This window comes from Glycomyces harbinensis, from assembly GCF_900101745.1.
In the GTDB taxonomy this organism is placed as follows: domain Bacteria; phylum Actinomycetota; class Actinomycetes; order Mycobacteriales; family Micromonosporaceae; genus Glycomyces; species Glycomyces harbinensis.
In genome coordinates, this window is sequence record NZ_FNAD01000018.1 from 80,071 (window position 1) to 98,100 (window position 18,030).

16 protein-coding genes are annotated in these 18,030 nt (G+C 69.3%); 12 read left to right on the forward strand and 4 right to left on the reverse strand.

The features are described from left to right. Positions 1 to 97 precede the first annotated feature (97 nt). The 5 genes from BLQ63_RS23270 to BLQ63_RS23290 all read left to right on the forward strand — a co-directional run bounded on the left by BLQ63_RS23270 (position 98) and on the right by BLQ63_RS23290 (position 5,408). Positions 98 to 742 carry a dihydrofolate reductase family protein gene (locus BLQ63_RS23270; protein WP_091039923.1) on the forward strand — a complete coding sequence of 215 codons (645 nt, stop codon included), beginning with the start codon at positions 98 to 100 and terminating at the stop codon, positions 740 to 742. Between the two features lie 259 nt (positions 743 to 1,001). Beyond that, entirely contained in the window at positions 1,002 to 2,318 is a 1,317-nt protein-coding gene (locus BLQ63_RS23275) for an aminoglycoside phosphotransferase family protein (protein WP_177155071.1), read from the forward strand. A 210-nt stretch (positions 2,319 to 2,528) separates the two neighbouring features. Then, positions 2,529 to 3,449 carry an alpha/beta fold hydrolase gene (locus BLQ63_RS23280; RefSeq protein ID WP_091039925.1) on the forward strand — a complete coding sequence of 307 codons (921 nt, stop codon included), beginning with the start codon at positions 2,529 to 2,531 and terminating at the stop codon, positions 3,447 to 3,449. 127 nt (positions 3,450 to 3,576) lie between these two features. Then, complete coding sequence (locus tag BLQ63_RS23285; RefSeq protein ID WP_177155072.1) at positions 3,577 to 4,416, forward strand: serine protease; 840 nt, start codon at positions 3,577 to 3,579, stop codon at positions 4,414 to 4,416. A gap of 290 nt (positions 4,417 to 4,706) precedes the next feature. Next, on the forward strand, positions 4,707 to 5,408 hold the full coding sequence (locus tag BLQ63_RS23290) for a hypothetical protein (protein WP_091039927.1): 702 nt from the start codon (positions 4,707 to 4,709) through the stop codon (positions 5,406 to 5,408). Here BLQ63_RS23290 and BLQ63_RS23295 read toward each other — a convergent pair. Both BLQ63_RS23295 and BLQ63_RS23300 read right to left on the reverse strand, forming a co-directional pair. After that, on the reverse strand, positions 5,398 to 6,093 hold the full coding sequence (locus BLQ63_RS23295; protein ID WP_091039928.1) for an NAD(P)-dependent oxidoreductase: 696 nt from the start codon (positions 6,091 to 6,093) through the stop codon (positions 5,398 to 5,400). The two genes, BLQ63_RS23290 and BLQ63_RS23295, sit on opposite strands and share 11 nt — an antisense overlap. A gap of 82 nt (positions 6,094 to 6,175) precedes the next feature. Next, positions 6,176 to 7,201, reverse strand: a complete 1,026-nt coding sequence (locus tag BLQ63_RS23300; RefSeq protein ID WP_091039929.1) for an aldo/keto reductase family protein — start codon at positions 7,199 to 7,201, stop codon at positions 6,176 to 6,178. Between the two features lie 251 nt (positions 7,202 to 7,452). Between BLQ63_RS23300 and BLQ63_RS23305 the strand changes: the two genes are divergently transcribed. After that, on the forward strand, positions 7,453 to 7,893 hold the full coding sequence (locus BLQ63_RS23305; RefSeq protein WP_143015055.1) for a hypothetical protein: 441 nt from the start codon (positions 7,453 to 7,455) through the stop codon (positions 7,891 to 7,893). 16 nt (positions 7,894 to 7,909) lie between these two features. On the opposite strand, the gene BLQ63_RS23310 is transcribed toward BLQ63_RS23305, so the two are convergent. Next, the gene (locus BLQ63_RS23310; RefSeq protein WP_091039931.1) at positions 7,910 to 8,725 is read right to left on the reverse strand and encodes an SDR family oxidoreductase; all 816 of its coding nucleotides are present in this window, start codon (positions 8,723 to 8,725) and stop codon (positions 7,910 to 7,912) included. 89 nt (positions 8,726 to 8,814) lie between these two features. Between BLQ63_RS23310 and BLQ63_RS23315 the strand changes: the two genes are divergently transcribed. From BLQ63_RS23315 to BLQ63_RS23345, 6 genes are all read left to right on the forward strand, one after another. Continuing rightward, positions 8,815 to 9,201 carry a winged helix-turn-helix transcriptional regulator gene (locus tag BLQ63_RS23315; protein WP_091039932.1) on the forward strand — a complete coding sequence of 129 codons (387 nt, stop codon included), beginning with the start codon at positions 8,815 to 8,817 and terminating at the stop codon, positions 9,199 to 9,201. A gap of 155 nt (positions 9,202 to 9,356) precedes the next feature. Next, positions 9,357 to 10,109, forward strand: coding sequence for an SDR family NAD(P)-dependent oxidoreductase (locus tag BLQ63_RS23320; protein ID WP_091039933.1), 753 nt, complete (start codon positions 9,357 to 9,359; stop codon positions 10,107 to 10,109). 2 nt (positions 10,110 to 10,111) lie between these two features. Beyond that, a complete protein-coding gene (locus tag BLQ63_RS23325) occupies positions 10,112 to 11,338 on the forward strand; it encodes a metallophosphoesterase (RefSeq protein ID WP_218125457.1) in 1,227 nt (408 codons plus the stop codon). A gap of 533 nt (positions 11,339 to 11,871) precedes the next feature. Then, complete coding sequence (locus tag BLQ63_RS23335) at positions 11,872 to 14,904, forward strand: NACHT domain-containing protein (RefSeq protein WP_091039935.1); 3,033 nt, start codon at positions 11,872 to 11,874, stop codon at positions 14,902 to 14,904. 56 nt (positions 14,905 to 14,960) lie between these two features. Further along, positions 14,961 to 15,662, forward strand: coding sequence for an alpha/beta fold hydrolase (locus BLQ63_RS23340; protein WP_091039936.1), 702 nt, complete (start codon positions 14,961 to 14,963; stop codon positions 15,660 to 15,662). A 221-nt stretch (positions 15,663 to 15,883) separates the two neighbouring features. Beyond that, complete coding sequence (locus BLQ63_RS23345) at positions 15,884 to 16,750, forward strand: phage antirepressor KilAC domain-containing protein (protein WP_091039937.1); 867 nt, start codon at positions 15,884 to 15,886, stop codon at positions 16,748 to 16,750. Between the two features lie 205 nt (positions 16,751 to 16,955). Here BLQ63_RS23345 and rhaS read toward each other — a convergent pair whose 3' ends face one another. Beyond that, on the reverse strand, positions 16,956 to 18,023 hold the full coding sequence (rhaS, locus tag BLQ63_RS23350; RefSeq protein ID WP_218125458.1) for a rhamnose ABC transporter substrate-binding protein: 1,068 nt from the start codon (positions 18,021 to 18,023) through the stop codon (positions 16,956 to 16,958). Between the last annotated feature and the right edge of the window lie 7 nt (positions 18,024 to 18,030).

Consider the following 18,030-nt stretch of genomic DNA (forward strand, 5'->3'; position numbering starts at 1 on the left):
GATGATTCTCTATGTTAATCAGGATGTCGGATGAATCTGACAGACTCGCGGAGTCTCGTCATTGTCGTCACGATGATCAGCAGCGAAGGGGAATCATATGAGCCGGCTTCTCAGGGTCCAGAACTTCACCGTCTCGCTGGACGGATTCGGAGCAGGCGAGGGTCAGGCCCTCGAGCGGCCGTTCGGTCACGCCGACCCTCGGGAACTGATGTCCTGGGCCGGTGCCACGGCGAGCTGGCCCAACCGCACCGATTCCGGTGGGAGCCGCGGACTCGACGACTACTTCGCGCGCGACTTCGCCAACAACATCGGCGCGGAGATCATGGGCCGCAACAAGTTCAGCCCCCAGCGCGGCCCCTGGGAAAACCACGACTGGCAGGGCTGGTGGGGCGAGGAGCCGCCCTTCCACACCCCCGTGTTCGTCATGACCCACCACCTGCGTCCCTCGTTCACGCTGTCGGACACCACATTCCACTTCACCGACGGCGACCCGGCCGCGGTCCTCGAACAGGCGCGAGAGGCGGCGCAGGGCAAGGACGTCCGGCTCGGCGGCGGCGCCACCACGATCCGGGAATTCCTCGACGCCGACCTGGTCGACACCATGCACGTGGCCGTCTCGCCGGTCGAACTCGGCTCCGGGGTCCGGCTCTGGGATTCACCCGACGAACTGCGCGACCGGTTCCACCTCGAGATCGTGCCCAGCCCGAGCGGCGTGACGCACCACCTGTTCTGGCGAAAGTGACCCGAATCGATTGGGGGGTAGGTGGGACCGGCCGGTCCCACCGATCGGCCGGCCCCGTGGGAGAGCTTAAGGTTCCGGACATTCCGGACGCTGGATCAACACGCGGGCGCTTTCCGCGTTCCGGTCGCACCACCGGGCTCCTTCGCCCCCGACCGTGCGTGGAAATCGGTTGCACCTCACTGCCGCACCCGGTTGAATACGCGGTGTGGAACCCGCACAGGTAGCTCGAGAACTCGGCCTCGGACCGTTGCTTGGACCGGTGTCCGTGCTCAAAGCCGATGAGCCGTACCCGGTCTGGAAGCTCACCACCGATTCGGGCACCTGGGTGGTGAAGGTCGACAAGCCCTGGGGCGATTACGTTCACGGCCTCGCCGATCAGTCCGGGCAACTGGAGGCCGCAGCCTGGCGGGCCGGGGTCTCCATGGCCGAACCGCATCTGGTCGATCCCGACTCCGACCTCGTCTGGCGCCCGATCGGCGACGACCTCCTGGCCAGGGCCACGAGATTCGTCGAGGGCGCGCATCCGGCGCTCCCGGCCGACCCGTCGCTGGCGCGGTGGGCGGGCGGAACCATCGCGGCGCTCGAACGGCTCGCGATACCCGCCGACCTCAAGGGCGACTTCGACTTCACCGTCCACTCCATGACCGACTGGGACGAATGGCTCGACCAGGGCGTGGACCTCGGCGTCATCGACGGCCCCGCCGCGCGGACGCTCAAGGACTGCGCCGAGCGGACCTACGAACTGCTCGACGCGGTCATTGCCGCGCCGCCGGTCAAACTGACCATGCACCGCGACTTCTCCTCGGACAACATCATGGTCACCGCCGAGGGTCCGGTCCTGCTGGACTTCGACAGCGCCGGCCCGCAGGCTCCCTGGTGGGAGCTGGTGTCCGTCGCGTTCTCCTTGGCCGGACCCGCACTCGGCGTCGTGCCGCCCGAGCGGGCGAGCGTCGAAGCCTGCGTCGAGGGCTACCTTGCGGCGGGCGGGCGGCTCGGGCCGACCGACGAGTCCGCGTTCGTCGGCACGCTAGCCGGCCGCCTCTCGAGCACGGCCTACGAACTGTGGCGAGCCTGCGGCCACCGCGGCGGCAGCGCCGAACTGCAAGCGCAGTTCGGCGGCCTGCTCAGAGCCTCGATCCCGGCACTGCACCACCAACTCGACGCGACCGCCGAATGGGCGTCCTGGCTGCGAGGCCGACCGTCCGGCTTACCGCGGCGCGGACCGGTGCCGCCGCAGCATCACCAGCTGAAACGTCGCGATCGCCAAGCCGGCGGCCAGCGCGACGCCTCCCTTGACCACCGACCAGTGCCAGCCGTAATCGGCCGTATAAGCCGTCGGGCGCTCGGCCTCGACATCGAGCCGCACGTCTTCGATTGCCTCCGGCATCGGGTCGGAACGCTCGATGCGCTCGCCCTTCAACTCCACGTCCTGCTCGGTGACCGTGCCGTCGGCGCCGGTGAACTCGCCGATCAGCGCGCAGTCCTCCTCGCAGGCGTCCCTGGAGGCGGGAGTGAACGTCCCGACCGGGCCCTCCTCCAGCGTGCGGCGGCCGTCCACGCCCTCGGCGATCAGTGAGAAGCCGATGCCGAACGTCAGCAGCAGGACGAACGCGAACAGGACCCACATGAACACTCGGCCTGCGGTGCTCATCGGCTTCGGTGGCTGCTTGGACATCATGATGCGGGGAACTGTACTGGGCGCGGGCCAGCAAGGCGACATCGAAACGTTCGGGGCCCGCGAGACCAGGGAGGTGCATGTGACTCCCGATGGTGTAGACACGAGCGCATGGCTCTCCCCGCTGACATCATCGCCCCGGAACTGATCGAGGTCGCGCCGGGGCACCGGCTCGCGGTGCGGCGGCGCGGCGCGGGCGGCGTGCCGCTCCTGCTCGTCCACGGGTTCCCGTGCACCAGCCGGATCTGGTCCCACAACATCACCGCGCTGGCCGAGGCCGGATTCGACGTGGTCGCGCCCGACCTGCGCGGTTACGGCGATTCCGATTTCGCACCCGACGACTACTACGACTTCAACGCGTTCAACACCGACCTGATCGGCCTGCTCGACGTGCTCGGCTGGGACCGCGCCGTCGTGGCCGGGCACGACCTGGGCGCGATGATCACCATCGACATGGCGACCCGCCACCCCGGCCGGGTCGACCGCGTCGTGATCCTCGACGACTCGATGCCCGACCTGGACGCGGCCTTCGCGGAGGCGGGCATCCCGCCGAGCCGGCCCAAGCCCGCGGTCTACGACTACCAAGGGCGCCAAGGCCGTCACGCCGACGCGCTGGTCGCCGAGCTGGACACGCCCGAGCGGCGCCGGCGGTACGTGGGGGAGTTCTACGGCCACCGCATGTGGTGCCCGCCGGACGCCTTCGACGAGGGCGACCTCGCGTACCTGACCGAGCCCTACGGGGACGCGGCCCGGCTGCGGGCCTCCTTCGCCGACTACGAGGTCGTCATGGGCACCCGCGCGCTGTCGGCCCCGGAGATGATCGACCGCCCGGTCCCGCACCGGACCCTGATCCTGATCGGCGCCGACCAGGTGACCCTGGGGGAGCGCATCGAGGAGCGCTGTGCGATCGCGTTCCCGAACGCGGTGGGCCCGTACTGGATCAAGGGAGCCGGACACTTCATGCCCTGGGAGCGGCCCGAAGTGGTCAACCGGGCGATCCGGTCCTACTGCGGCGACCTCCTGGGGCACTGACTGCGGGTCGACTTCGCTTGCCGCCGCAGCATTCAGGGACCGGGAGGGGTCCCGGACGAATCCGGATACTTTCGGGATCAGGAAGGCCAAACGGCCTAACCCTCACATCCACCCCGAAAGGATCACAGTGGACAAGAAGAGGAAGCGCCTGATCCGCCTCGGCGCGGGCGTCGCCGCGGGCCTCGGTGCCGCCGCGATCGCCTGGACCGGCTTCGCGGCCAACGCGGAAGAACCGTCCACCGACGGCGACTTCGAGGTCAAGATCATCGGCGGCGAGCCCGCCGAAGAGGGTCAGTACCCCTGGCTCGTCGCCCTCGGCACGGCTGGAGAGGGCACCCCCTGGGAGCGCCAGCGCTGCGGCGCCTCGGTCATCACCGAGAACATCGTGCTGACCGCCGCGCACTGCGTCGAGACCGTCACCGATCCCGAAGACCTCGTGGTCTTCTCCGGCTCGGTCGACCTCGAGTCGGCCGACCTCGTCGAGACCTCCGTGGCCGACCTCCACATCGCCCACGACTACGACGACCCGGTCGACTACGCGAACGACTGGGCGCTGCTGCTGCTCGACGAGCCCATCGACGCGGAGCCGATCGCGATCGGCACCGAGCCGACCGAGTTCGACGTCCTCGAGGTCGCCGGCTGGGGCGAGACCGGTTCGGGCTACCCCACGGTCGCCCGATGGGTCGAGGTGCCGTTCATCGACGACGAGGCCTGCGCCGACGCGTACCCGGGCGAGACCGACGCGGCCACGATGCTGTGCGCGGGCGACCTGGAGAACGGCGGGATCGACTCGTGCCAGGGCGACTCGGGCGGTCCGATCATGGCCCCCGGTGACGACGGCGAACTGATCCTCGCCGGCATCGTCAGCTGGGGCTACGGCTGCGCCGAGCCCGGGCAGCCGGGCGTGTACGCCGAGGTGGCCGACTTCAACAGCGCGATCGACGACGTCATCGAGGACTGGGAGTAGGCTCGCCTGCTCGATCACCCCGCGGCCGGGAGGGTTCGCCCTCCCGGCCGCACGAGGGTCGACCGGCCCCGGACGAGCAAGGGCGCCCGGGGCCGGTCGGCGCACGCCGCGCAGCAGGAGGCGCATCGGGGAGCCGATGCGGTGCACCCGCAGGCGCATCGGGAGCGAGGAGTCGCAACCGTGCGAGCGCGCACTCTCGCGGCCTCCGGGCGCGACCGGTTCGACCGTCCGGCACCGGCCCGCACCCGGGCCCGGCAGAATGGGGCCGAGCCCGAGAGAGGACCCGCGCCATGCCGCCCAGCACTCCGCCCGCATCCGGCGAGACCGCGATCGCCGACCGCTTCGGCGTCTTCGACTGGGTGGCGCTGGCACTCGCGCTGGCCCTGCTCGCCTGGGCGCCCTTCCTGATCGCCGACGTCGCGGGCGAGACCGTCGAATACCGCCGGGGCGTCCTGGACCGGGAGTCGCCGGGCTGGATCGCCGGGCCGGTCGTCATCGTGCTCGGCCTCGTCTGGCCCGCCCTGCGGCTGATCCCGCTGGCGCGGCGCATGACGGCGGTCCGGATCGACGCCGAGCGCATCAGGCTCTACGCCGAATTCCCCACCGGAGGCAACTTCCGCTCGCACCCCGCCGCCCGCGTCGACGCCCTTTGGTCTGATGTGGACCGTCTCGTGCTGTGGCGCCTGCGCGTCAAGCGGTTCGGGTTCATCCCCGGCTGGCGGCCCCAGCTCGGCGTCGTCACGACCGCCGACCAGTACGGCGTCTCCCAGAAGGAGCCCTCGCGGCGCCAGCGCCTCAGCGAGGACGTGCGGCGCGACGGCGTGCCGGTTCGCCTGGGCCACATGATGAAGGCCCGCAGCGTCAAGCTCTCCGCGAGCCGCGCCGAGGACGTGGCCGCGGCGGTGCGGCGCGTGGCTCCGCGCGTCGCGCTCGTGGACGAGCGCAAGGCCGGCACCTCGCCGAATATCGAACCGCCGCGCCTCAGCTCTTAGCGAGCGCTTCTCGGCGGATCCACTGGAGCAGCGTCGGATTGTCGGCGGTGGTGATGACACTGACGGTGGCGCGCATGAAGCGGTCGCCGTCGAGCAGGGACAGCATGCTCGCGGCCAGATCCGCTCGGGCGGTGAACCTGCCGTCGGCGTGGCCTTCGACCACGGTGTAATCGGTGACCGACGGCAGCCCGTAGAGCCCGCTCGGCCGCACGATCGTCCAGTCCAGGTCGCTGTCGCGGAGCACCGATTCCATGCGCCGCATGTCGTCGTACAGCGTCTTGCCCAGGATTCGGGTGACGTACGGCAGTAGGAGCCGGTTGAAGAAGAACCCGCCGTCGGAGAACGCCTGCGGCTCGACCCCGCTCGAACTGACCACCGCGACCCGGCGGACCCCGTGCCGATCCATCGCGGCCACGATGTTGGCCGCCCCCTTCGAGTAGGTGCTGATCGGCTCCTTCCCGGCGGGCACCCCGAGCGCCGACAACACCGCGTCCTGGCCTGCCACGACGGCGTCGACGGCCGGCGGATCGAGCACGTCGGCGCCGGCCACCTTCAGCCGGTCGTGATGCAGCGGAAACGAATCCGGTTGCCGGGTGACCGCTGTGACCTGATGTCCGGCATCGAGCGCCTGACCGGTCAGCAGGCGGCCGGTGGGTCCGTTGGCGCCGAAGACTGCGATGCGCATGGTGTCCGTCCTTAGGGTCGAGTCCGTCTCACCCGTGACGAACCGACCCGGCCATATGTGACCGGGGGCGGACAGCGCCTCGCTATCGCTTCCAGGCGTCCATGATCGCGAACATCTGCGCGGTCTTCGCCGGGTCGCGCTCGACCAGGTCGCCGTGCTCGGAGTCGATGAACGCGGCGTCCACCGCGGCGAGCACGTCGCCTTCGAGTTTCAGCCCGGCGCCGGCGACGTTGTCGCGGATCTGCTCGGGCCTGGACGCGCCCATCACCGCCGAGGCCACCGTCGGCCGGCCCAGCACCCACGCCAAGGCGAGCTGCGCCACGGACGCCCCCAGCTCCTTCGCGATCGGGTCCAGGCGCGCCACCGCGCCGAGCACCGCGTCGGACATGTAGCGGCCGACGAACCGCTCGCTCTCCTTTCCGGCGGCCCGGCTCGTCTCGGGCGGGGCCTGGCCCGGCAGGTACTTGCCGGTGAGCACGCCCTGCGCCAGCGGCGAGAACACGATCTGGCTCAGGCCCGACTCCAGACACTGCGGGACCACCCGCTCCTCCACGACCCGCCACAGCAGGCTGTACTGCGGCTGGTTCGAGACCAGCGGGACGCGCAGCTCGGTCGCCAGCGCGGCGGCCGCGTCGATCTGCGGGGCGGTCCACTCCGAGACCCCCAGGTACCCCACCTTCCCCTGGTGCACCAGGTCCGCGAAGGCGACCATGGTCTCCTCCAGCGGCGTCTCCTCGTCGTACCGGTGCGCCTGGTAGAGGTCGATGTGATCGGTCCCGAGCCGCCGCAGCGAACCCTCGCAGCCCTCCATGATGTGCTTGCGCGACAGGCCCTTGTCATACGGCCCGTCGCCGACGGGCATGCACACCTTCGTGGCCAGCACGACCGATTCGCGCCGCACTCCCGCGAGCGCCTCGCCGAGTGCCCGCTCCCCGGCCCCGAACTCGGGCCTGCCGTAGATGTCGGCCGTGTCGAAGGTCGTGATGCCGACGTCGAGCGCCGCGTGCACGCAGTCCGCCGTCAGCGAAGGATCGGCACCGGGAAGCCAGTTCCCATAGGTGATGACGCTGACCTTGAGACCACTGCCGCCGAGACGCCGATACTCCATTGCGGGACCTCCCCGTCGAAACCGATGAACCCGAGTCACGGTACCCCCCAACGGCTCACCGGCCCGCACGGAAGCGAAACCCCCGTCGGACGCGGCGCATCGGCATGGTGACTTGCGGTTCTCGTTGGCCGATCGAACCTTATCCGCATTGGGTGAATCGGCCGAGTGGGCCATGCCGCCTGGCCGCCCCTGTGTCAAAGCGAGCTGTTCGGTGGATGCGGAACCAGGTCCCGGCGGGGTAGAACTGGTGAATGCTCGAACTGAATCCGTCCCTTTGGGATGAAATCGATCTGCCGATGCTCCACCGCATCGTGGCCTTGTTCGACCGTTCCGGTCCGTTCAACGCCGACTTGCTGGCGCAGCAATTCCGGATCGACCTCGAGCCCCGCGAGATCGCGTTCTCGGCCAAGCGCCTCGCCGACCACGGGTACATCGAGTCGCAGAACCGCGCGGGCGGGTTCCCCCACACCATCACCAGCATCAGCGACAAGGCCCGCCAGACCCTCGCCGGCCGCCCCGCGCCCCGCGCCGACGCCTCGGCCCCGTCGTTCGACGAGCTGATTCCCCAGCTCGACGACCTCATGACGAAGGTGACGTCCGCGTTGCGGGCGAACCCGAGCCACCCTGAGGCGCCGCGCTGGCGCAACCTCGTGGCGGCGGCGACGGACATCAGGGTGGCGCTCTCGGCGTAGGCGGGTCCGCCACGGGTCAGCGGAAGGCCGCGGCGTTCCGCTCCGCCCATGCCGCGAACGTGTGCGGGCTGCGGCCCAGCACCCGTTCCACGTCCGGGCTGATCGCCTGCTCGGCCTCGTTCGGGTCGCCGATCACGTCGAGCGTGCCCGCGACGATCTCGTCCGCCCAGAACTGGACCAGCTGCGCGTGGGCCTGGGCCCGGGTCTGCTCCACGAACTCGACCGGTTCGCCGATCGCGGCCGCGACGGCCTCGGCCTGCTGCCGCGGCGTGACCAGTGCCGGGCCGGTCAGCGTGTACGCCTTCCCCTGGTGCCCGTCCTCGGTGAGCGCGGCCGCGGCCGTCTCGGCGATGTCGAGCGGGTCGATCAGCGGCAGGCCCACGTCGCCGAAGGGCGCGATCAGCTTGCGCTGCTCGCGCACCGGGGCGGCCCCTAGGAGCGCGTTGGAGGCGAAGCCGCCCGGGCGCAGGATCGTCCATTCCAGACCGGACGCGGTCACGGCGTCCTCGTGCCCCGACAACCGCTCGTGCGGTCGGGTCGCGACGCGCTGGGAGGAGAGCAGCACGATCCGGCCGATCCCGGCGGTCTGGGCCGCCTTGACGACCGCGGCGATGTCGAGTTCGTGGTCGTGGGTGATCAGGTACAGCCGGTCGGCTCCCGCGAAGGCCGATTCCAGCGACGCGGGCTCGTACAGGTCGGCCCGGCGGTGACGGGCACCGGCCGGGAATTCGGCCTCGCCCCTCGACACGGCGGTGACGTCTTCGCCCTTGGCGAGGAGGGCGTCGACCAGTGGGCGGCCCGTGTTTCCGGTGGCTCCGGTTACTACGATCATCTTCGGTTTCCTCTCGATGGCGGTGTGAAACCCAAGGTAGGTCCAAGACTTACTTTCGGGAAGGACGTACCTTCGGGTAAGCTCCTGACATGCCGGGAGGAAATCAGATCAGTGTGGCCGCTCTGCCGCACGGCAGTGAGGGGTTTCACTCGAACTGCCCCGCAAGGCAAGTACTCGACCACATCACCAGCCGCTGGGGCATCTGGGTCCTGATCGCCTTGCGCGAGAAGGAACTTCGCTTCTTCGAGTTGCGCGAGCACATCGAGGGCATCAGCGAGAAGATGCTCTCCCAGACCCTGCGCACCCTCGTGCGCGACGGCCTCGTCTGGCGCGAGGTCGAGCCCTCCGTCCCGCCGAAGGTCACGTACGGCCTCAACGAGGTCGGCCGCGGCACCAGCGACCGCCTCGTGGACATGTTCGACTGGATCAAGGACAACGCCGAGACGTTCGGCCAGGACGGGTACGACCCGGTCTGACCCGGGCCGGGCGGCGCCCCGCGCCGCGTCCGTCACCGGTCGCCTCCCCGGAGTCCGCCGGCCCGCCATGCGAGCGCGATAGCATCGGCGAGGCCGGGAACCGGCCCCGGCGCCGCGACCCGGCCGAATCCCGCGCGGACACGAAGGAGCAGCACATGGCACGCACAGCAGTCGTCAGCGGCGGCGGCACCGGCATCGGCCGCGCCGTCGCCGCCCGCTTCGCCGACGCCGGCGACAACGTCATCCTCGTCGGCCGCCGCGCCGACGTCCTCGCCGACACCGCGGTCCTCTTCGGACCCACGACGTCCTACGTGGCCGCCGACCTCGCGACCGTCGAAGGCGCCCAGCGCGTCGTCGACTACGCCGTCGAGAAGGCCGGAAGCGTCGACGTCATCGTCGCAGCCGCCGGCGGCAACGCCGGCATCGGCCCGCGCGGCGACCTCGAGGGGCTCGAGGGCCTCGCTCTCGCCTCCGCGGTATGGAACGCGAACCTTCAACTGAACGTGCTCACCGCCGTCCACCTCGTCGAAGGCCTCAAGCCGCACCTCGCCGAACACGCCCGCATCGTCCTGTTCAGCTCCATCGCCGCCTACCGCGGCTCCGGCTCCGGCAGCTACGCCGCCGCCAAGTCCGCCCTGCACCCGTACGCGATCGACCTCTCCGCGCAGCTCGGCGACCGCGGCGTCACCGTGAACGTCATCGCGCCCGGGTACATCGAGGACACCGAGTTCTTCGCCGACACCATGACCCCGCGCCGCCGCGGCCGCCTCGCCGAGCAGACGCACAATCAGCGGCCCGGCACGCCCGCCGACATCGCCGCCCTCACCGCCTGGCTCACCTCGCCCGAGGCCGGGCACGTGACCGCGCAGATCATCCAGTCCAACGGCGGCGCCTTTCCCGGGCGCTGAGGGTGGACGCACTCTGGTCGACCGTCCCGGACATCGCGATCCCGGTCGGGTTCACCGTCCTCCACGTCTACCTGTGGACGCGGCTGTTTCGCGACACCACCCGCCGCGGTTCGCGATGGCGCCCGGCCGGGGCCGTGCTCCTCGCCGTCCTCGGCACCCTCGGGATGCTGGCCCAGTGGTTCACGCCGTCCGTCCACGGCCCCATGTGGTTCCAGGCGGCGGTCGGCTGGCCGGGCTGGATCTGGTTCGGCGCCATGATGTACCTGACCGGCGTCCTCGTCCTGGCCGAGCCGGCCCGCTGGTTCATATTGCGCCGCAAGCAGAAAGAGAAGACGGAGACGGCGAACCTCGCCCGCCGGGTCATCGCCGGTCCCGAGGACTCGCCCGAGGGCCTGTCGCGGCGGCGCGTCGTCTCCCGCGCGATCGGCCTCGGCGCCACCGCGATCGCGCTCGGCACGGTCGGGCACGGCCTCTACGAGGGCTACCGCACGCCGCAGCTGAAGGCCGTGACCGTCCCGCTGGCCCGCCTGGACCGGCGCTTCGACGGCTACCGGATCGCGATCGTCGGCGACACGCACTTCTCGGCGATCCGCGGCCGCGGGTACTGCGAGCGCGTGGTGGAGCGGATCAACGGCACGCAGGCCGACCTCATCGCCTTCGTCGGCGACCTCGCCGGCAACGAGGCCGACCAGATCCGCGACGCGACCGACCCTCTTGCGGGCCTGGCGGCCCGCGACGGCGCGTTCTTCGTGGCGGGGAACGCCGAGCACTACGTGGGCGCCGACGCCTGGTACGACCGGGTGGCCGAACTCGGGATGACCGGCCTGCCGAACAAACGCGTCGAGCTGCCCGGCTTCGACCTCGCCGGCGTGAACGACCTGATCGTGGAGCAGCGCCACATGGAGGACACCGAGACCGGCCCGGACTTCGAAGCGGCCCTAGATGACCGCGACCCCGCCCGCCCGGTGGTGCTCCTCGCGCACCAGCCGAGCGCGGTGGACCGCGTCGCCGGGTACGGCGTCGACCTCCAGCTGTCGGGCCACACGCACGGCGGCCAGATGTGGCCGGTGCACGTGCTCTCCCGCCTGCGCAGCGGCCAGCTGAGCGGCCTCGAGGACCACGACGGCACGCAGGTCTACGTGACGAACGGGGCGGGCACGAACGGCCCCCCGATCCGCGTCGGCGCCGACGCCGACATCACGGTGATGACCCTCCGCTCGGCAAGCTGACCCGGGCGGCCCGGAGCGCCGCGCGTTCGGCGGCGGCGTGCCACCAGGCGGGCGGGGACGGCCCGTCGACCTTCGCGGCGGGCTGGTCGGGATGGAGACCGACCCGCCGCAGCGCGTCGCCGTCGACCCGGACGTCATACCAGCCGCGCCAGTGACCTTCCGGGTCCGCCGAGCAGATCAGATCCGCTCGGATCTCGCACTCGCCGAAGGGCATCCAGTCGATGCCGCGATCGCGCAGTCAAGCGCGCACGGCCGCGTCCGGCCGGAGGCGGCCCGGCAGGTTCTCGTAGACGGCGATGGAAATCCATTCGATGCTCGGAGCGTCCATAAGTCCAGCATGCCAAATGCCCGCAACTGCGGTGAAAGCCGACCAGCGGTGAAAGTAGTTGTGGCGGTCAGGAGTTCGAACCCGTAATGTCAATTACTCGGACGGCAGATTCAGTCGCAGACGATGAGTCCCCCAATGAGTCCAGCGCTCACTGCGCGAGGCGGGAACGCCCCCTCAGAACTGCCGAGTTCACGATGGGAGACCGGTGACCGACACGCCAGCCAAGATCTTTCGCCACATGGAGGCGTCCTACGCCCCGAGAACGATGGGCCGGCCCCGCGGCATTCACGAGGGCTTTTCGGTCCTGGACTTCGAGCTTCGCTTTCTCACACTGCTGGCCTTGGCGACGGTGCGGGCTGCAGGGGTGACTCCATCCGCCCTCGGCTGGTCTCCCGGACTCGGAGAGTGGAGTGGCTACCTGAAGGGGGCCTTGAAGCAACTCGATGCTTGTCCCACTGCCGCGGCGGCTCATGTGGGTCAGGCCATCAGAGTGGCTCTGGACCTCTATGGCCAAGACGTCCCGAACGCACCTCCCGGCCTGCAGAACCTCAAGGGTCTTCGTGACCATGTCAGCCACGGAGGGCCGCTACCGACCGGTCAGAGCGAGTTGGCCACGCTCGACGGGCTGATCAAGGGGATCTCCGACACCATCGTCGATTGCCTCTCCGAAGCCGAAGTACAGCTGCGCCAAGAGGAACGGAGCGCCTCGGACCTGCGGCCGTCGTTCATCTGGGGACAGGACGAGGTCCTGCTGTGGCCTCTCGTCTTCGTGGACACCAGCGATACCTGGCATGTCTACTCCCGATTTCGCGGGTCCAGTCCCACGTACCTCGGTTTCGGCGGCGACCGAGTGAGAGTGACCTCTTCAGACGAACGGATTCAATCCGAGCTGCGTCGCCTTCTCAAGCCGAAAGGCCAGGAAGATGCCACGCTGCAGCACTTTGTGAAAGACGTCGAACGGGATCTCCACGGCTTCGCTGACGACGACTCCGAAATCGTGTACTCGGATCAGGGACAGGGATTCGAGTTCTACTGGACCAAGGCCACCGGTGAGGGCACCGGAACCCAACCCCGCCGGGACTACTTCCGGCTTGGTCCGGACAACGCGAGGCAATGGAGCAACGAATCCGACTGGGTGCCCTATTCCGAGTACTTGCGGAATCTGGCGAACTGGCAGGTGGTCGCAACTCGCCTGCGACAGAAGCTGGAGCAGATCGAGTCGCAGCTCGTCGCCGAGGAACGCGAGACCCTCGGCTGGACGCTACCTGAAAGCGGCACGACCCGAATGGCCAAAGTGATCGTGTCGGACATCGACGGCAGCCACTTGGAGCCGGCCTGCACCTTCGCCGAGCTCATCGGCGAGGTCGACGAGGACCTCCAGGCCAATCGCGGTCAGACGCAGGTGGTCTTCATCAACGGTGAGGCCGGCATCGGCAAGACTCGGGCGATGGTGGATGCCGCGAAGTCGCGCGCTCAGGCCGTCGAGCAGGCGCTAGAAGAGGGAGCTCCCTCAGATCTCCCCCTATTCCTCTATGTTCGCTCCACCGGCCAAGTGCTCGACAGTCTGCCGACGGTGGTGTCGAGCGCGGTGGCGTCCACCCGAAATCTCACTGACGCAGGTGTCAAGGCTCTCTGCCGGAACGGGCTGATGACGCTGCTGATCGACGGATTCGATGAGCTCCTGGGCGGCGTCGGTTACAGCGACGCCGTCGGATCCCTGCGGCCCTGGCTCAGTGAGCTCGGGGGACGCGGCGTGGTCATCGTCTCGGCCCGCTCTTCTTACTACATGGGCCAATATCGTTCGAGCGTCGAAAGGGCGAACGAGCAGGGGCTGGCTCTGGTCCGGCACCGCATCGCGGAGATACAGCGCTGGTCTCCCGAGGACGTCCTGTCGTTCCTGGTCGCGTGCGGAGTCTCGCCGGAAAGCCTCGACGGACTGTCCGAGTCGGACCGCCAACTCCTCGGACTCCCGTTCTTCGCGCGCGTGTTCGCCGAAATCTGTCGGGACCCCAAAGAGAGTGAGATCGAGGAGGGCGGCCTCACCGAGCGATTGCTGAGCAAGTACGTGCACCGTGAAGAGGGAAAGCTCGCGGCACTGCTCAGCAGTGCTGAGCTGCGGCGGATGTTCGAGTACGTCGCGGAATTCATGGCGAGCAACGAAGAGCGCGAGGCGGACATCAGTGAGCTGGAGATCGCCGCTGAGAGCGCGATCGGAGAGGAGCTGTCCAGCACTGGCAGGCGCCGTCACCTGAAACAGCGGCTGACGGTGCTCTGCGGTCTCGCCGCCACCTCAGATGAGACGTCCGCTTCTCGTTTTCGATTCCAACATGAGCTGTTCTTCGACCAGTTCTTGGCAGGGGCCGCAAGTGAATACCTCAAAAGCGGACAGATCAAATTGTTCCACACCATGCTCACACAGGCCCACTGGCGGTCGGCGACCATTGCAGCATTGGTAGGCGCGGTCGGCCCGGAGCCTATTGCCGAGGCGATCAGCGGTTTTCGACTCAGTTCGGCAGGCGCCGGTCAGGTTGTGGCCGCGACAAACCTGGGGTCCCTCTGGTCGGCAGTCATTCGAGGAACTGGCCGGATGCCAGGGCTCGACATCGTCGGCGCCGTATTCGCAGACGAACTGGATCTCAGCCAGACGCGGTTCACCAGCGCACGCATGACCGATTGCGACCTGTCCTCCCTCTCGCTACCTCGTTCGCCTGGCTGGCGGCTTCATCTTGAAGGGACCAAAATCAGGAAACTCCGTGTCACCGGATCACCCTCCGACCTTTCAGGGCTTCGCGAGATGCGCCATGCCGACTTGATCGAACTCTGGCTTCCCAAGGTGCTCCTGGTTCGGAAGGACGAAATCCTCGAGGCGTTGCACAGGTACGGGTCTGAAATCGTCGATGCCGAGGTTCAGAGTCTTCAGGCTCCCTCGAAGGATGAACAGGCGGCTCGCCACTTTCTCGCCAACATGTCCAGGCGATTGGAAAAGTCGGTGATCCTTCTACGTGATCACCAGCCGGACGATTCCCGGCTGAAGTGGATGCGAGATTACGGGTCAGACGCCTGGAAGAAGTTCGTCAGCGACTTGTTGTTCATGGGGCTCGCCACGGAGGAGCAGATCTCCGCCAGCGGCGAACCGAAATTTCGGTTGCGTCTCGTATACACCGCGTCCGCGATCATGGACAACGACGGGTCGCAGCCAGATGTGTCCGATTTCTGGGAGCGACTCAAGAGGGGGTGACCCCCGACGCGAGGAAGTGGGCCGGAGTGTCGTACCCGGCCGTTAGGGTCGGGGGCATGGACATCATCCTCATTCCCGGGTTCTGGCTCGACGCGTCCTCCTGGGACGAGATCGCGCCCGCCCTCGAAAAAGCCGGGCACCGCACGCACGCGCTCACGCTTCCCGGCATGGAGTCGGCGGACGCCGACCGCAGCGGCATCGGCCTGCGCGACCACGTCGACGCGGTCGCCGCCGCCGTCGACGCGATCGACGGCCCCGTGGTCCTGGTGGGCCACTCCGGCGGCGGCGCGGTCGCGCACGCCGTGGCCGACGCCCGCCCCGATCGCGTCAGTCGCGTGATCTATGTGGACTCCGCCCCGCTCGGCCCCGGCGGCGTCATCAACGACGAGCTTCCCGTCGTCGGCGGCGAGATCCCGCTGCCGGACTGGAACGTGTTCGAGGACGAGGACCTCGTCGACCTCACCCCCGAATTGCGCGAGGCATTCCGCGCCAGGGCCATCCCGACCCCCAAGGGCGTCGCCTTCGACGAGCAGCGGCTCGGCGACGACCGCCGCTTCGACGTCCCGATCACCGTCATCTGCTGCGAGTTCAGCAGCGCCATGGTCCGCGCCTGGGTCGAGCAGCAGATCCCCTTCGCCAAGGAACTCGCCACCGTCAAGGACGCGAGCTACATCGACCTCCCCACGGGCCACTGGCCCCAGTTCACCAAGCCCGCCGAACTCACCGACGCGATCCTCTCCGCCGTCGGCCACGCATAAGGGACGAACCGGGCCGCCGGCCTTCGGGTCGGCGGCTCTTCCCATGCCGGGACCGGGCCCGTTCGAACACTCGAAAAATAGTTCCTGAGCTGCGGACATCGCGGTGCGTGACGGCTTGGAATTGTCATACCTCGAACGTATGATCGAAGATGACGCAGTACAGTCCTCCGCCCGGAACACCACCTCCGGCGGCGGGCGAACGCCAGAGAACGGAGCCCACCATGCGCGAAGCCACTCCGAACCCGCAGGCCCCCACCCGCACCGCACCCGACGACACGATCGTCCTCTTCGAACAGGCCAAACGCCTCGACCAGCGAGGCGCCTACTGGTTCGCCCGGGACCTCATGCCGCTGCTGGGGTTCCGCTCCTGGCAGCGGTTCAAGGACGCCGTCGACCGGGCCGCCGTCTCCTGCACGATCGCCGACGGCGACTCCGCCGCTGAGTTCGCGCCGGTCCCCGGCACTCGCCCGGACTACCGCCTGACCAGGTACGCGGCCGGCCTCATCGCCATGAACGGCGACGCCCGCGACCCGCTCATCGCCGCCGCCCAGACCTACTTCGTCGTCAAGGCCCCCGAGGTCGACGTCCTCGAAGCGCTCGACGAGATCGAGGTCGCCCGCAAGTACCTCGCGGCCCTCGAAGCCAAGCGGGAGCTGCAGAGCAAGGTCGCCGACCTCACGCCGTCCGCCGCCTCCTGGGAGGTCCTCGCCTCCGGCCGGGGCGACTTCTCGGTGTCCGACGCCGCGAAGATCCTCTCCCGCGACCCGTCCATCCAGATCGGACAGAACCGCCTCTTCAGCGCCCTCGCCTCCTACTCCTGGGCCTACCGGCAGCAGGGCGACCACGGCTGGCGCGCCTACCAGTCCGCCGTGAACGCCGGCTGGCTCTCCGAGCTCCCGCAGTCCCACTCGCACCCCAGGAGCGGGAAGCGCGTGCTCGACCCGCCCCAGCTGCGCGTGACCGCCAAGGGACTCGGGGAACTGCGCCGCCGCCTCGGCGGCGGCAAGGACGCCGCGCTGGCGGGCATCGACGACGCCAACACGCCGCTGGTCGGCACCGTGATGAACCGCGCCGAAGACCGGCGCTGAACGCCGCGGCGGTCCCGGCCGCCGGGACCGCCGAAGAGGGCGCCATCGCCCTGCGAAGCCACCTGCCCGAGCGGGCGGCCGGGGCCGCCCTCGGCTCCCAGACCTCGCCGCGCGCAGGACAGCGCAGTCCCCGTCTTACCGGACCGCGGCGACAAGAGCGGGCGGCCTCCCCAGGAGGCCGCCCGCTCGGGCGCTTTCTCGACCGCTAGAAGTCGAAGTCGCCGATGTTGTCGGCGTTGAACCGCGTCGGCGGGCCCAGCGTCACGACGCCGTCCGCTCCCACGGTGTACTCGCCCAGGTCCCCGGCGGTGAACGTCTCGCCCTCGGCGCCGGTGATGATGCCCGACGCGGCGGCCGCGCCCGTGTAGGCGGCCAGCTCGCCCAGCGCGGTCGGGTCCCACAGCGCGAACTCGGTCACCGTGCCGTCGGTGACGAACTCCCGCATCTGGTTCGGCGTCCCGAGCCCGGTCAGCGCGACCTCGCCCTTGTACTCCGAACCCGACAGGTACCTCGCCGCGGCCGCGATCCCCACCGTCGTCGGCGAGATGATCGCCGACAGGTCCGGGTGCGCCTGGAGCAGGCCCTGCGTCTCCGAGAACGACTTCTCGTCCTCGTCGTCGCCGTACACGACGTCGACCAGCTCGATGTCGGCGTACGACGGGTTGGACTCCAGCTCGGACTCGATCACGTCGATCCACGCGTTCTGGTTGGTGGCGTTGGCCGTCGCCGACAGGATCGCCACCTCGCCGTCGCCGCCGATCTGCCCGGCGGCCATCTCCAGCAGCGCGAGGCCGACCTCGTCGCTGTTGACCTGCGACACGAACAGGTCCCTGCACGCCGGGTCCACATCGGAGTCGAAGGTGACCACGACGCTCCCGCCCGCGCGGGCCTGGTCCAGCGACGAGCACAGCGCGTTGGGGTCGTTGGCGGACAGCAGGATCACGTCGGTCGCCTGCTGGCTGAGCGTGTCGATATAGCTGACCTGCGAGGACGCCGAGGCGTCCGACGGGCCCGTGTACTCGAACGTGCCCTCCAGCGCCGTCGCCGCGGCCTCGGCGCCGCTGCTGGAGGCGTCGAAGTACGGGTTGTTGACCGACTTGGGCAGCATCGCGATCGACAGGCCCGTCTGGAAGTCGGCGTTCGGGTCGGCGCTGGCGCCCTCGTCGGCGGGACCGGCGTCGTCCGCGTCGTCCCGAGTCGTGCCGCCGCAGGCGGCGACCAGGGCGAGGGCGAGGAGCGGTGCGGTGTAACGGAGGAGTCGGATGCGGGACATGGCGGAA

Excerpts from the sequence above, each read along its gene's own strand:
- BLQ63_RS23270 (WP_091039923.1), top strand. The coding sequence starts at position 98 with ATGAGCCGGCTTCTCAGGGTCCAGAACTTCACCGTCTCGCTGGACGGA.
- BLQ63_RS23280 (WP_091039925.1), top strand. The coding sequence starts at position 2,529 with ATGGCTCTCCCCGCTGACATCATCGCCCCGGAACTGATCGAGGTCGCG.
- BLQ63_RS23290 (WP_091039927.1), top strand. The coding sequence starts at position 4,707 with ATGCCGCCCAGCACTCCGCCCGCATCCGGCGAGACCGCGATCGCCGAC.
- BLQ63_RS23295 (WP_091039928.1), bottom strand. The coding sequence starts at position 6,093 with ATGCGCATCGCAGTCTTCGGCGCCAACGGACCCACCGGCCGCCTGCTG.
- BLQ63_RS23300 (WP_091039929.1), bottom strand. The coding sequence starts at position 7,201 with ATGGAGTATCGGCGTCTCGGCGGCAGTGGTCTCAAGGTCAGCGTCATC.
- BLQ63_RS23305 (WP_143015055.1), top strand. The coding sequence starts at position 7,453 with ATGCTCGAACTGAATCCGTCCCTTTGGGATGAAATCGATCTGCCGATG.
- BLQ63_RS23310 (WP_091039931.1), bottom strand. The coding sequence starts at position 8,725 with ATGATCGTAGTAACCGGAGCCACCGGAAACACGGGCCGCCCACTGGTC.
- BLQ63_RS23315 (WP_091039932.1), top strand. The coding sequence starts at position 8,815 with ATGCCGGGAGGAAATCAGATCAGTGTGGCCGCTCTGCCGCACGGCAGT.
- BLQ63_RS23320 (WP_091039933.1), top strand. The coding sequence starts at position 9,357 with ATGGCACGCACAGCAGTCGTCAGCGGCGGCGGCACCGGCATCGGCCGC.
- BLQ63_RS23340 (WP_091039936.1), top strand. The coding sequence starts at position 14,961 with ATGGACATCATCCTCATTCCCGGGTTCTGGCTCGACGCGTCCTCCTGG.
- BLQ63_RS23345 (WP_091039937.1), top strand. The coding sequence starts at position 15,884 with ATGCGCGAAGCCACTCCGAACCCGCAGGCCCCCACCCGCACCGCACCC.
- rhaS (WP_218125458.1), bottom strand. The coding sequence starts at position 18,023 with ATGTCCCGCATCCGACTCCTCCGTTACACCGCACCGCTCCTCGCCCTC.